14 protein-coding genes and 1 pseudogene are annotated in these 11841 nt (G+C 68.0%); 10 read left to right on the top strand and 5 right to left on the bottom strand.

The genetic code is table 11. The annotated features are described in order from the left end of the window. Together AACZ35_RS08105 and AACZ35_RS08100 are read left to right on the top strand one after the other, a co-directional pair. A pseudogene (locus AACZ35_RS08105) lies at positions 1-119 on the top strand (EcsC family protein); the annotation flags it as partial. 99 nt (positions 120-218) lie between these two features. After that, entirely contained in the window at positions 219-1001 is a 783-nt protein-coding gene (locus tag AACZ35_RS08100; RefSeq protein ID WP_339828065.1) for a hypothetical protein, read from the top strand. Positions 1002-1081: 80 nt separating this feature from the next. Here the strand turns inward: AACZ35_RS08100 and AACZ35_RS08095 are convergent, their stop codons facing one another. Both AACZ35_RS08095 and AACZ35_RS08090 read right to left on the bottom strand, forming a co-directional pair. After that, positions 1082-1993, bottom strand: coding sequence for a BON domain-containing protein (locus AACZ35_RS08095; RefSeq protein ID WP_339828062.1), 912 nt, complete (start codon positions 1991-1993; stop codon positions 1082-1084). Between the two features lie 53 nt (positions 1994-2046). Beyond that, the gene (locus AACZ35_RS08090) at positions 2047-2523 is read right to left on the bottom strand and encodes a PA2169 family four-helix-bundle protein (protein ID WP_339828059.1); all 477 of its coding nucleotides are present in this window, start codon (positions 2521-2523) and stop codon (positions 2047-2049) included. Between the two features lie 206 nt (positions 2524-2729). Between AACZ35_RS08090 and AACZ35_RS08085 the strand changes: the two genes are divergently transcribed. From AACZ35_RS08085 to AACZ35_RS08075, 3 genes are all read left to right on the top strand, one after another. Further along, positions 2730-4712 carry an alpha/beta fold hydrolase gene (locus AACZ35_RS08085; protein ID WP_339828056.1) on the top strand — a complete coding sequence of 661 codons (1983 nt, stop codon included), beginning with the start codon at positions 2730-2732 and terminating at the stop codon, positions 4710-4712. 3 nt (positions 4713-4715) lie between these two features. Beyond that, complete coding sequence (locus AACZ35_RS08080; protein WP_339828053.1) at positions 4716-5183, top strand: DUF4124 domain-containing protein; 468 nt, start codon at positions 4716-4718, stop codon at positions 5181-5183. 108 nt (positions 5184-5291) lie between these two features. After that, positions 5292-5699 (top strand): hypothetical protein, encoded by a 408-nt coding sequence (locus AACZ35_RS08075; protein WP_339828050.1) that lies wholly within the window; start codon positions 5292-5294, stop codon positions 5697-5699. Positions 5700-5705: 6 nt separating this feature from the next. Here AACZ35_RS08075 and AACZ35_RS08070 read toward each other — a convergent pair whose 3' ends face one another. Continuing rightward, positions 5706-6605: a LysR substrate-binding domain-containing protein gene (locus AACZ35_RS08070; protein ID WP_339828047.1), complete on the bottom strand. Its 900-nt coding sequence runs from the start codon at positions 6603-6605 to the stop codon at positions 5706-5708. A 204-nt stretch (positions 6606-6809) separates the two neighbouring features. Between AACZ35_RS08070 and AACZ35_RS08065 the strand changes: the two genes are divergently transcribed. From AACZ35_RS08065 to AACZ35_RS08055, 3 genes are all read left to right on the top strand, one after another. Further along, on the top strand, positions 6810-7688 hold the full coding sequence (locus AACZ35_RS08065) for a DMT family transporter (protein WP_339828045.1): 879 nt from the start codon (positions 6810-6812) through the stop codon (positions 7686-7688). A 62-nt stretch (positions 7689-7750) separates the two neighbouring features. Further along, positions 7751-8350 (top strand): hypothetical protein, encoded by a 600-nt coding sequence (locus AACZ35_RS08060; RefSeq protein WP_339828043.1) that lies wholly within the window; start codon positions 7751-7753, stop codon positions 8348-8350. An 11-nt stretch (positions 8351-8361) separates the two neighbouring features. Then, positions 8362-9093 carry an HAD family hydrolase gene (locus tag AACZ35_RS08055; protein WP_339828067.1) on the top strand — a complete coding sequence of 244 codons (732 nt, stop codon included), beginning with the start codon at positions 8362-8364 and terminating at the stop codon, positions 9091-9093. Here AACZ35_RS08055 and AACZ35_RS08050 read toward each other — a convergent pair. Then, positions 9078-9845 (bottom strand): MipA/OmpV family protein, encoded by a 768-nt coding sequence (locus AACZ35_RS08050; protein ID WP_339828041.1) that lies wholly within the window; start codon positions 9843-9845, stop codon positions 9078-9080. The genes AACZ35_RS08055 and AACZ35_RS08050 overlap by 16 nt on opposite strands. Before the next feature lie 68 nt (positions 9846-9913). Further along, positions 9914-10588: a TonB family protein gene (locus AACZ35_RS08045; RefSeq protein WP_339828039.1), complete on the bottom strand. Its 675-nt coding sequence runs from the start codon at positions 10586-10588 to the stop codon at positions 9914-9916. Between the two features lie 133 nt (positions 10589-10721). Here AACZ35_RS08045 and AACZ35_RS08040 point away from each other — a divergent pair, with 133 nt between their 5' ends. Together AACZ35_RS08040 and AACZ35_RS08035 are read left to right on the top strand one after the other, a co-directional pair. After that, positions 10722-11201, top strand: coding sequence for a copper resistance protein NlpE N-terminal domain-containing protein (locus AACZ35_RS08040; protein WP_339828036.1), 480 nt, complete (start codon positions 10722-10724; stop codon positions 11199-11201). 66 nt (positions 11202-11267) lie between these two features. Then, positions 11268-11841, top strand: a 574-nt coding sequence (locus tag AACZ35_RS08035; protein WP_339828035.1) for a hypothetical protein, incomplete at its 3' end; no start/stop codon positions are given.

The following is an 11841-nucleotide window of genomic DNA, read 5'->3' as shown; positions in this document are numbered from 1 at the left end:
GCCATTTCCAGTCGGTGGCGCGCGGGCACTTCGTCGTGCGGCGGCTGGAGCGCGAGTACGGCGTGCATGAGGTGCGTGCGGCCTACGTGGCGCTGGGGCCAGCTGCGTCGAATCGCTAAAGTCGTTAGTGGTTTTGCGCAGGATCATGCCTTTCCGCCAAACGTGCTTTCCGAGCCGTTAGAGTGGTTCCCCTGTTTCGACGCCAGCGGGGAAGATCCATGCGCAACTTCATCCATGCCTGCGTTTTCGTCGCGCTGGCAGCGACGTCCGCGGTGGCGGCAGCGAAGGACAAGTCCTTCGAGCACCAGTTCAACACCCGCGTCAGCGTCGATGCGTCGGGCCAGGTCACGGACGTCGAGTTCATGAAGGACGTTCCGGAGGCGCTGCAGGCGATGGTCCGGGGCGTTGCCGCCGACATCCCCTTCGAGCCGGCCATGCGTGACGGGTTGGCGGTTCCCAGCCGGACTTCCATGCAGCTGCGGGTCGCGTTCACCCCGGACGGCGAGAACTACCAGGCGAAGGTGCTGTCGATCAACGGCGGTGCGCCCGCGTCCGTCGGGATGCATCCGCCCAGGTTCCCGGCGTCCCTGTTCCAGGACAAAAGAAGCATGTTGGCCATGGTCGTCGTGCGGCCCCACCCGGATGGCCAGCCCAATCCGGAAGCAAACACGGTCGAAAGCATCCAGTTCTATCGGGAAGACCAGCCCATCGAGGGGGTCAGCACGCGCACGGAGCGCGAGCTGCGCGATGCGCTGCTGGATGCCGCGGCCAAGTGGACCTACATCCTGGAAGAAGTGGACGGCGTGGCGATCACGACCGAGATCCGCGTTCCGGTATCGTTTTGCATGGCCAAGCGTGCTTCCAGCCGCAGCGAAAGCAGGGACATCTGCAGCGCGTGGCGCAAGAAGGCCGTGGAAGGCTTCGGCCGCCCCGAACCCGTCGAGCCCGGCGTGCGCCTGGCCCAGCCGCGCTGGGAAGCACCGCCGTCGCCCACGGCCTGAAGGCCGCGGCACCGGCCCGCTCAAAATAAAACGGGCCCGGATGACCGGGCCCGTGTGGCTTCCATGCCGGAACTCGTCGGTCAGCGCTGGCTGACGGTATTGCTGTTGTCCTGCATCACCAGCGCGCTGGCATCCACGCGCTTGACGCCGCGGATGCCCTGGGCGATGTCGATGGCAAGTTCCTTCTCGTAGCCGCTCTCGACGGTACCTTCCAGCGTCACCACGCCGTCCCTGGTTTCAACGTCGATGTCGGTGCCATGCACGCCTTGGGTCCACAGCAGGCTGGAGTTGGTTCTGGCGGTAATCCAGGCATCGCTGAGCACGGTGTCCCCGTCAGCGGCCTCGGCCGTGGCGACCTGGCCCTTCTGGTCGGGGTCCAGGGTCAGCTTGTTGTGCACAAGGACGGCGCCGGGCGTGCCAGCCGCAAGCCGGCCGGCCAGCGCACGCGAATTCGGGGTGTCCGCGACACCGGTCAGGGTAACCACGCCCAGCTCCGAGCTGACATTGATGTCCAGGCCATCGGTGTACTGGTTCCAAAGCAGCTTGGAATCGACCATGGCTTCAATCGTGGCATCGGCCACGTAGGTCGCGTAGCCAGGCACCGGCTCGATCACGGTGACCACCAGTTCGGGGTCCACCTTGACGCGGTTTACCACCGTGCTGATGCCATCGGTGCGTTCGGCGATGCGTTCGGCCAGGCGTTTCTGGATGTCGGTTTCGACGGTGCCGGTGATCGTGGCCTTGTCACCCTGCACGTCGACCTGCAGGTCCAGCGCATTGAGGCCTGGGTTGGTGACGTAGGTGGCCCAGATCTGGCCTTCGCGGTAGGCGTCCTTTTCACCGGTGGACATGTCCATCATGGCCGTATGGGATTGCTTGTCCCTGTCGCCGGATTTGGTCTTGTCGCCAGCCAGGGCCAGGCCCGGGGCGACCAGGGCCGCCAGGGCGGCGGCGAGAAGGGTGTGTTTGATGCGGGTGTTCCTGGTATTCATTTTTTCCTCCCAGTAGTCAGACTTTCCGGGTGGGTTCAAGCGACAGGCGCGGCTCAGTGCCGCGCTTCCATCGCCCATTTGCGCTCCCGCATGGTGTCGTGGTGCTGCTGCACCTTGGGCAGGTAGCTCAGCAGCGACTCCTTGACGGCCTTGGGCGCGTCGTCGCGCTTGATGACGTCGTGGAAGGCCGCCATCAGGCGGTCCTCGCTTTTCTCGAGTTCCTTGACGTAGGCGTAGTCGCCGTGGTCCTTGGCCATCTCGGCGCGAAGCGTCGAATAGAACTGGTGCAGGCTGCCGCGCAGGCTGCCGTCGGTGGCGGGTTCACCCGCCTCGGCGCGGACTTCGCGCGCCATGCTGCCCACGAGCCCCTGCTTGGACTCGGCCATGTCGTCGAACAGCGAGCGCAGCTGGGGATTCTTCACGGCCTTGGCGGCGTCGGCATAAAACTCGGCGCTGTCGCGGGTGGCCTGGATCAGTTCGTTCAGGGTCTCCACCTTTTCCTGGCGGAGCTCGGCATTGTTGGTCGTCATTGGATTTCTCCTTTGATGCGGCCGGTGATCACGCTGCAGGGTGATCTCTTGGTGCGGCGAATAGTCCTTCCTGCAGCGCCAATTACCCTACGGCCCCGCGCCTGAATCTCGCGTTAGAAGGGGCGCCCTGCCAAACCCGACGGGATGCGTGCGATTGCGCCAAAGGCGGCGTAGATTGTGGCTTTCACGCCCCCGGAGCCCTGCCCATGCCCGCTTTCCGCCGTACCGGCCTCACCCTCGCCATCGTCTTTTCCCTGTCGCTGGGCCTGGCGGCCTGCCAGCGTTCGCCGGAACCGGCCGCCGATGCCGGCAGCGATGCCGCCAGCCAGGCGCAGGTGGAGGTACGGCCGTCCCGCCAGTACGCCATTGAAGAATTCATCGAATCCACCGGCGTCGGTGGCGCGTCGTTCAGCGCCGACGAGTCGCGCATCCTGTTCTCGTCGAACAAGTCCGGCGTCTGGAACGCCTACTCGATGCCGGTGGGCGGCGGCGAATGGACGGCGGTCACCAGCTCGGACACCGACAATGTTTACGCCGAGGCCTTCTTCCCGAATGACGACCGCGTGCTGGTCAGCCGCGACCAGGGCGGCAACGAGCTCGACCACCTGTACGTGATCGAAGCCGACGGCAGCGAACGCGACCTGACCCCGGGCGATAACCTCAAGGCCGGCCTGATGGGCTTCAGCCACGACGGTGAGTCCTTCTTTGTCATCAGCAACGAACGCGACCCGCGCTTTTTCGACGTCTACCGCTACGACGCCGGTGACTACGCACGCGAACTCATCTACCAGAACGACCTGGGCTACGAGCCCGGCGAAATCTCGCCCGATGGCCGCTGGCTGGCCCTGGGCCAGACCAACACCACCAACGACAGCGACCTGCACGTGGTCGAACTGGCCACCGGCAAGGTGACCAAGGTGTCCGAACACGAAGGCCAGGCGCAGTTCGCTGCCGAAGCCTTCAGCCCGGACGGGCAGTGGCTGTATTACACCGCCAACGACCAAGGCGAATTCGCCGGGCTGCGCCGGGTGAACCTGCAGACCTGGGAACACGAGCCGGTGCGTTCGGCCGACTGGGACATCGTTGATGCGGCGCTGTCGCACGACGGCACCTACCTGGCGGTGGCCACCAACATCGATGGCAGCACCGGCGTGCAGCTGTTCAATACCGCCAGCGGCGAAGAAGTGGCGCTGCCCGACTTCCCCGCCGGCGAAGTGCGCAACCTTCGCGTCTCGCGCTCGGAGGGCAAGCTGGCCTTCTATCTCAACGGCGACCGCCAGCCCAACGACCTGTACGTACTGGACCTGGCCGCCGGCGGCGAGCCGACCCAGCTCACCACCTCGCTGAACCCGGCGATCGACCCGGCCGACCTGGTCGATTCCACCGTCGTGCGCTTCGACAGCTTCGACGGCATGGCGATTCCCAACATCCTGTGGAAGCCGCACCAGGCCACGGCCGACGCGCCGGCGCCGGCGCTGGTGTGGGTGCACGGTGGCCCGGGCGGCCAGACCACGCGCGCGCACTCGGCGCTCATCCAGTACCTGGCCAACCACGGCTACGTCGTGCTGGGCATCAACAACCGCGGCAGTTCGGGTTACGGCAAGACCTTCTTCGCCGCCGACGACGGCAAACACGGCCGCGAGCCGCTGTGGGACACGGTCGAGGCCAAGAAGTACCTGCAGACCCTGGACTACGTCGACGACGACAAGATCGGCATCATCGGCGGCAGCTACGGCGGTTACATGGTGCTTTCGGCGCTGGCCTTCCAGCCCGGCGAATTCAAGGTGGGCGTGAACATCTTCGGCGTCTCGAACTGGCTGCGCACGCTGGAATCGATCCCGCCGTACTGGGAATCCTTCCGCGAGGCGCTGTACCAGGAAATCGGCAACCCGGAAACGCAGCGTGATTTCCTCATCGAAACCTCGCCGCTGTTCCACGCCGACAAGATCAACGTGCCGCTGATGGTGCTGCAGGGCGCCAACGACCCGCGCGTGATCAAGCCCGAGTCCGACGACATCGTCGCGGCGGTGGAAAAGAACGGCGTGCCGGTGGAATACGTCGTGTTCGACGACGAAGGCCACGGTTTCTCGAAGAAGAAGAACCAGATCGAAGGCTACGGCCGCATCCTGGCCTTCCTCGACACCCACCTGCGCGGTAGCGCGCCGGCCGATCCGGCGGCGTCGGAGTAAGGCATGCGTCGCCTGGCCTTTGCCCTGTGTTGCCTGGTCCTGGCCGCGCCCGCCGCGGCCGAGTCCCTGTACAAGTGCACCGACGCCAAGGGGGCGATAAGCATCCAGTCCGAGCCCTGTCCGGCCGGCAGTACCCAGGTCTGGAAACGCGACGCGACCCCCGAGCCCGCGCCCAGCGTCGAGGAGCTCGCCGCGCGCGCAGCCCTGGCCGAGGCCGAAGCACGGCGCGCGGCCGAAGAAGCGCGGCTGGCCGAAGCCGCGCGCCTGGCCGAAGAGCAGCGGCTGGAAGCCGAAGCACGGGTCCGCGCCGAAGAGGCGGCGGGCAGCCCGCGCCGCAAGAGCGAGTGCACGCAGGCGCATGAGTTCTCGGAAGCGGTGCTGGAAAAGGAATGGCTGCGCCTCACCGAGGCGCAGCAGGCCGAACTGCGGGCCTGGGTGGTTGCGCAGTGCGACTACGTCTACGACTCCTGAGTTTTCGAACACAGGCGCGCGCTGAATTCGTTCGTGCCGGCGGGCACTTGCGCGGATGCGTGGGAAACCCGGGCTGCGGTGCACTGGCACCTCCGTCCGGAGCCTGCCATGCGTATCCAGTCCGTGCTTCTCTTGCCGACCCTGCTGGTTGCCGCCGCCAGCCCCGGCGCCGAATTGCGCAAATGCGTGGCGCCGTCCGGCGCCGTCAGCTACCAATCGCTGCCCTGCGCCGAAGGCAGCCAGCAGGCCTGGGTGCAGCCGGTGAAGGCCGAAGCAGAACCGCCGCCCCGCGCAGCGACACCACCAGAGAAGGCTCGCAAGCAGGCGCGGCGCGAGCCTGCGCCCGCCGCCGGCAAGGCCCGCCCGCGCGCAGGCGGAGCCGCCCAGGCGCGGCGCCTTCGCTGCGACAAGGCCCGCCAGGAAGCCGACGAGCTGCGCGACCGGCTCTGGAACAAGCTTGATTTCCAGCAGCGCTCCGATCTCGATGCCAAGGTCGCCCGGGCCTGCGCCCGGTGACCCGGGTCAGGCCGTTTCCTTCGCCAGCCGGGCCGCGTAGTCGGCGGCCTCGACGCGCAGCCAGTCGCGGAACGCCAGGAAACCGGCGTGGTCATCGGAGCGGGGCGGGTGCACCAGGTAGTGCGCGTAGTTGGCTTTCATGCGCTGCTTGCTCAGCAGCACCAGCAGCCCGGCATCAACCAGCGGCTTGGCCAGGGTCAGGCGCCCCAGCGCCACGCCCATGCCCGAGGCGGCAGCGCGATGCAGGGTTTCGGCATCGTCGAAGCGCGCCACGAAACGGGCCGGGCGCTGGCCGCCGAACCGGCTGAACCATTCCGGCCAGCGGCCGGCATCGTCTTCGAGCAGCGGGTAAACCGACAGATCACCGGGATCGTCGCCGCCGAGGCGGCGCACCAGGTCCGGACTGGCCAGCGGGGCAATCCAGTCCTCGAACAAGGGCATTGCTTCCAGTCCGGCCCAATGGCCCGGGCCATAACGCAGGGCGGCGTCCACCTCGCGGTCGCGCTGGAAATCGACCAGGTTGATGCCCGACTGCAAGTTGATCTCCAGCTGCGGGTGCACGGCCAGGAATCCCGGCAGGCGCGGTACCAGCCAGCTCGAAGCCATCGAGGGCAGCAGGCTCAGCGTCAGCACGTGGTCGCGTCGACCGGCGCAGGGTCGCAGCGCGTGTTCGAGTGACTGCAGGGGGCCGGCCACGGCGTCGAACAGGCGCTGGCCGTCGGCGGTCAGCCGGATGCCGCGCGGGCCACGTTCAAACAGGCGCTGCTGCAGCCGGTCTTCCAGCCCGCGGACCTGGTGGCTCAGCGCGCTGACCGTAAGGTTCAGGGCCTCGGCGGCCAGGGAGAGCTTGCCCAGGCGGGCGGCGGTCACGAAACCCTGCAGGGCCTGCAGCGGGAGTCGGCTCATGTTGAATCCAGTTCAAGTCTGCGTGTCAAAGATATCGCTACATAAGCCATCTGGCGAGGCTTATCTTGCGCTCACCTAAACCCAAGCCCTTCGGGGCCAGGAGTCCGCCATGAGCTTCTTCCGCGACCTGCTGTTCCTCCAGGGCTTTCCCACCCAGCCAATCTTCGGACCCCGGCCGGTGCCGGCACCAGCGACAATACCGCCATGCAAACCCAGTCCAACCTCCGCGGCATCGTTGCCATGCTGCTTGCCGTCGGCTTCTTCTCGCTGATGGATGGCGGCCTCAAGCAGTTGGCCGGCCACTACCCGCCGATGCAGGTGGCGGCGCTGCGTGGCCTGTCCGGCCTGCCGCTGGTGGTGGCCTGGGTGCTGGCCACCGGTACGGTGGTGGGGCTGCTGAAGATCCGCTGGCGCCTGCACCTGCTGCGCGCGGGCCTGTCGATCATGATGCTGTCGGCGTTTGCCTTTGCGCTCAAGCAAATGCCGATGACCAGCGCCTACGCCATCTTTTTCGTCGCGCCGCTGCTGATCACCGCGCTGTCGGTGCCGATGCTGGGCGAACACGTCGGCCCGCGCCGCTGGGCCGCGATCGCCGTCGGCCTGGTCGGCGTGCTGGTGGTGCTGCGGCCCACCGGCGAAGGCCTGTTCGGCTGGGCCGGGCTGGCCGTCGTGGCGGCGGCGGCGGGTTATTCGCTGTCGGCCATCATGGTGCGGGTACTGCACCGCACCGACAGCAGCCAGTCCATGGTGTTCTGGATGCTGGCGATGACCGCCGTGGGCGCCTCGCTGCTGGCCCTGCCGGGCTGGGTGCCGCTGCGTCTGGCCGATGCCTGGGTGATCGCCGGCGTCGGCGTCACCGGTTTCCTGGGCCAGGTGGCGATCACCGAAGCCTTCCGTTCCGGCGAAGCCTCGGTGGTGGCGCCTTTCGAATACAGCGCGCTGGCCTGGGGCCTGGGCCTGGACCTGATGATCTGGGGCGTGTTGCCCGACGGCTGGACCTTCTTCGGCGCCGGCATCATCGTCGCCAGCGGCCTGTACATGGTGCATCGCGAACGCGTGCTGGGGCGCCGCCGCGCCGCCTGAACCCGCGGCCGGGACGCGAGGGTTTATGCTTCCGGCTACCCCGGCCCAAGGATTCACCCCGCATGTCGCCACGCCTGTTGCTTGCCGCCCTGGTTTCCACCTGCCTGCTGTCCGCCTGCGGCGGGGACGAGCCTGCCGCGGAAACCGACGAAGCGGTGGCGACCGGCACAGAGGCGGCTGCGACCCCAGCGGGTCCGGACTGGGGTCCGTGCCGGGTTGACGGGTTGCGGCTGCCGGTCACGGCGCGCCTGTTCGTCGTGGACGGTGCCACGCCCCAGTCCGACACCGAGCCAGGCCGTGAGGCGATCCGTCGCGTCGACATCGCCGTGCCCGGACCGGTGGCCCTGCTGCTGACCGCCCCGGAAGCCACCGCCTGGCATATCCGTCCCGGCCCGGAAACGCAGGTGCGTGCGCTGGTCGCCTTGGGCGACGAGCCCCAGCGCATCACCGGCCTGGGACTGGGCAACTACCGCCGCGAAGCGTCTTCGGCGCTCGGCGCCGAATGCGCCAGCTACGTGATGCAGGGCGGCGCCGGACCGGCCCTGGCCGAAGCCACCGACCAGATCTTCGGCAAGCCGCACGACGCCATCTACCAGATGCGCATCGGCAGCGTGATCATCGGCGGCAGCGACCCGACGCTCGACCAGCCGGTCACCGAGTGAGTCCGGCAGACATGGGTTTTGGCCTGGTGGGTTTCGACGGCGACGACACGCTCTGGCACAGCGAGGGTTATTTCCGCGCCGCGCACGCCGAGTTCGAGGCCATCGTCGGCAATTACGTCGACCTGGCTGACGCCGGCCTGCATGAGCGCCTGCTCGACACCGAACGCCGCAACATCAAACTATTCGGCTACGGCGCCAAGGGCATGACACTTTCGATGGTGGAAACCGCCATTGCGCTGACCGGCCAGCGCATCGGCGCGGCCGACATCCACCGCATCGTCGAGTTGGGCAAGGCGGTGATGGCGCATCCGGTCGACCTTCTGCCGGGCATCCGCGCCGCGGTCGAGGCCGTGGCGCGTGAGCGGCCGGTGGTGCTTATCACCAAGGGCGACCTGTTCCACCAGGAAGCCAAGGTGCGCGCCTGCGGCCTGGCCGACCTGTTCCAGCGCATCGAGATCGTTTCCGAGAAGGACGCGGCGACCTACGGGCGCGTGCTCGGTGAATTCTCCCTGGCCTCGCACGACTTCCTGATGGTCGGCAATTCCCTGCGCTCGGACATCGAGCCGGTGCTGCGCCTGGGCGGCTGGGGCGTGCACATGCCCTACCACGTGACCTGGGCGCACGAACTTGAACACGGGCTGGAAGCCAGCCACGCCAGCCACATGGAAACGGTGGAAACCGCCGCGCAGATCCCCGCGGCGATCGGCCTGCTCGAGGCGCGCCGGCTTCAGTCGAAGGTGTAACCCAGGCCGACGATCACCGACAGGCGGCCATCCTGGTCCACCAGCGGGCTGTTGGTGATTTCCGAAGGCAGCCAGGCGTGGCCGGCGCGGGCGAAGAACTCCCAGCGCTCGCCAACCGGATGCGTGGCCAGCAGCGAGACTTCCGGGATGATCGCCGAGCCGGGCGAATACGCCGGCCGGCCGACAAGGGCTTCGCCGGGGCGAACGCCGTAGTAGTAGTCGACCATGTCTTCGCTTTGCCAGGCGACCGAAACGCCCGGCAGCAGCCGCCAGCCGCCGGCGCGCACCAGGCCGGTCCAGGACACGGCCGCTTCCTGGCCACCGCTGCGGTCGAGCATGTCGGTCGCCAGCGAGACTTCGAACTGGCCCACGCGCTCCACCCGCCAGCTGGCGGCCAGGCCGAGATCGAGGGAAAAATCGCGATCGTCCATGCCGGCCAGGAAGGGTGAATCGTCGGCTTTGTACCCATCGCCGCGGACCTGCGCGAAGGCGCCGAACGCGAAGCCGTCGTTCTCCGCCAGCACCACGCCGCCGCGCAGGCCGCGCAGGTAAAAACGTTCGCCCTCGAAGCGCACCAGTGGCACCACCAGCAGGCCTTCGTCGAGCTGGCGATAGGGCGCGTTGCGTTCGATCGCCAGCACGCCCAGGGTCCAGCCCGGCGGCGGCTCCGGGCCGTCCTGGGCGAGAACAGGCGCGGCGGCAAGCGCCAGGGAGAGGGCGAGCGCGGTGCGCAGGGGGCGGCGTGGGGACATGCAGTACTCCGGAACAACGGATCGTCACTGTGGGTGACGATCCGTCGAACCGGCGTGATTGTCCAGCCTCAGGGCAAGCTGAATACGATCGGCACCAGGGCGTACGCGGCCACCGGCCGGCCACCGCGCTGGGTCGGGTGGAAACGCCAGTGGTCGAGCACCTGCAGGCGCGCGGCGCGGTCGAGCTCGCGATGTCCGCTGCTTTCTTCGACCGAAACCTCAACCGGCTTGCCCGTTTCGTCCACCAGCACCCGCAGCAGTACCGTGCCTTCATGGCCGGCGATCAGCGAGGGCCGCGGATAACGCGGGGCCGGGGCGACGTCGTAGGCCAGCGTCGCCATGGCGGGCGGGCCCGGGTCGAAGCTGGTGGTGTCGGCGCCGCTGTCGACGACGGGCGGCGACTCGATTTCGCCCTGGTCGAACACCGGCGTGCTGTCGGTGACCGGAACCGGTGTGTCCTGCACGCGGGTCGGGGTGTTGACGGGACGCTCCACCGGGCGTTCGACCGGCTGCTTCGGCGGTGGCACGGTCACCGGGATCTCGCGCTCGGGCAGGCGCTCGAACAGCACCGGCACCGATTCGCGGCGCGCCTGTTCGGCGGGCGGCTGCCAGTTCATCGGGAACATCAGCAGGCCCAGCACCACGACATGCACGCTGATCGCCAGGCTGGTGCCGGCGATGCGTTTGCCATCAAGGTTCGACCAGGGCGGGGTGGAGTGGGACGACGGCAGGCAACGGACCATGGGACACCTCCTTCGGTGGGTGGCAGGGTCTTGAACGTGCCGGCGCCGTCGATGGGGTTGGCATGCGCCGTCCGTCGTATGGCCTGAAGGTGCGCCTGCGCCGCACGCGCGCGCAAGCGTTAGGATGTGATCCATGGCCGCGATCACATCCTTCGGTAAGTTGTCGTTCATTTTCGCGCTGCTGCTGGCGCTGGTGGCCTGCGGCACGGACCGCGACGAACAGGCCGCGCGCGAAGACGAACCCGCGCCGCTGTCGGCCCTGGCGCCGCCCGACGAAGAGGCGTTCGTGCGCACCTGGCAGGGTGTGCTGCCCTGCAGCGACTGCGCTGGCATCCAGACCCGGTTGACCCTGCGCCGCGAAGACGACGGCAGCCAGCGTTTCGAGCTGGAAGAAACCTACCTCGGCGCCGACGGCGGCAACGTATTCACGCTGGCCGGCGACTGGCGCCAGGTGCGGCAACGCGGCGACAGCGGGCCGGCCCTCGTGTTCCGTATCGACCCGGACGGCGCCGACCAGTGGTTCGAACTGCAGGACGACGGCAGCCTTGAACTGCTCGACGCCCGGGGCGAATCGCGCCCCGACGCCATCGGCCATCGCCTGCAGCGCATCTGATCGTTCGCCGCCCGTTCACCCGGTCGGTGCAGAATCGACCCCAGACCGTATCCCGAGGACGCCCCGATGAACCGCAAATTGCTGGCCGCGATGCTTTCGCTGGGACTGCTTGCTTCGACCGGTGCCCAGGCGCTGATCGACGACATCGCCGTGGGCTACAGCCCGCGCACCGGCGATGCCTGGGTGGACACGCGTCTGGGTGACATCAATGTCTTCGCGCGCGGCAATACCGACGGTTTCATAGATGACGTCGTGGTCAGCTTCGGCGCCCCGCGCCCGCTCATCCGCGACCTCTACTACGACCGCGGCTGGGCGCCAGGCGACATCTACTACGCCTGCGCGCTGGCCCACCAGCTGGGCCGGCCCTGCCTGGAAGTGGCCGACTACTACCAAAGCAACCGCGGCCAGGGCTGGGGAGTGGTCGCGCAGCGGCTGGGCATCAAGCCGGGTTCTTCCGAATTCCATGCGCTCAAGGGCCGGGTTGGCAAGGGCCATGATCGCCTGCAAAGCCGCGGTGGCCCGAAGGCGTCCGGCGGACCCAAGGGCGGTGGCGACGCCGGCCCGCCGCCGGGCCAGGGCGGCGGCAAGCCGGACAAAAGCGACAAAGGCAACAAAGGCAACAAGGGCAACGGCAAAGGCC

Origin of the sequence: uncultured Arenimonas sp., assembly GCF_963976025.1 — a bacterium.
Taxonomy (GTDB): domain Bacteria; phylum Pseudomonadota; class Gammaproteobacteria; order Xanthomonadales; family Xanthomonadaceae; genus Arenimonas.
The sequence above is the reverse complement of the archived record's forward strand: the minus strand, read 5'-3'. Positions and strand labels throughout refer to the sequence as shown.

Excerpts from the sequence above, each read along its gene's own strand:
- AACZ35_RS08100 (WP_339828065.1), top strand. The coding sequence starts at position 219 with ATGCGCAACTTCATCCATGCCTGCGTTTTCGTCGCGCTGGCAGCGACG.
- AACZ35_RS08095 (WP_339828062.1), bottom strand. The coding sequence starts at position 1,993 with ATGAATACCAGGAACACCCGCATCAAACACACCCTTCTCGCCGCCGCC.
- AACZ35_RS08090 (WP_339828059.1), bottom strand. The coding sequence starts at position 2,523 with ATGACGACCAACAATGCCGAGCTCCGCCAGGAAAAGGTGGAGACCCTG.
- AACZ35_RS08085 (WP_339828056.1), top strand. The coding sequence starts at position 2,730 with ATGCCCGCTTTCCGCCGTACCGGCCTCACCCTCGCCATCGTCTTTTCC.
- AACZ35_RS08080 (WP_339828053.1), top strand. The coding sequence starts at position 4,716 with ATGCGTCGCCTGGCCTTTGCCCTGTGTTGCCTGGTCCTGGCCGCGCCC.
- AACZ35_RS08075 (WP_339828050.1), top strand. The coding sequence starts at position 5,292 with ATGCGTATCCAGTCCGTGCTTCTCTTGCCGACCCTGCTGGTTGCCGCC.
- AACZ35_RS08070 (WP_339828047.1), bottom strand. The coding sequence starts at position 6,605 with ATGAGCCGACTCCCGCTGCAGGCCCTGCAGGGTTTCGTGACCGCCGCC.
- AACZ35_RS08065 (WP_339828045.1), top strand. The coding sequence starts at position 6,810 with ATGCAAACCCAGTCCAACCTCCGCGGCATCGTTGCCATGCTGCTTGCC.
- AACZ35_RS08060 (WP_339828043.1), top strand. The coding sequence starts at position 7,751 with ATGTCGCCACGCCTGTTGCTTGCCGCCCTGGTTTCCACCTGCCTGCTG.
- AACZ35_RS08055 (WP_339828067.1), top strand. The coding sequence starts at position 8,362 with ATGGGTTTTGGCCTGGTGGGTTTCGACGGCGACGACACGCTCTGGCAC.
- AACZ35_RS08050 (WP_339828041.1), bottom strand. The coding sequence starts at position 9,845 with ATGTCCCCACGCCGCCCCCTGCGCACCGCGCTCGCCCTCTCCCTGGCG.
- AACZ35_RS08045 (WP_339828039.1), bottom strand. The coding sequence starts at position 10,588 with ATGGTCCGTTGCCTGCCGTCGTCCCACTCCACCCCGCCCTGGTCGAAC.
- AACZ35_RS08040 (WP_339828036.1), top strand. The coding sequence starts at position 10,722 with ATGGCCGCGATCACATCCTTCGGTAAGTTGTCGTTCATTTTCGCGCTG.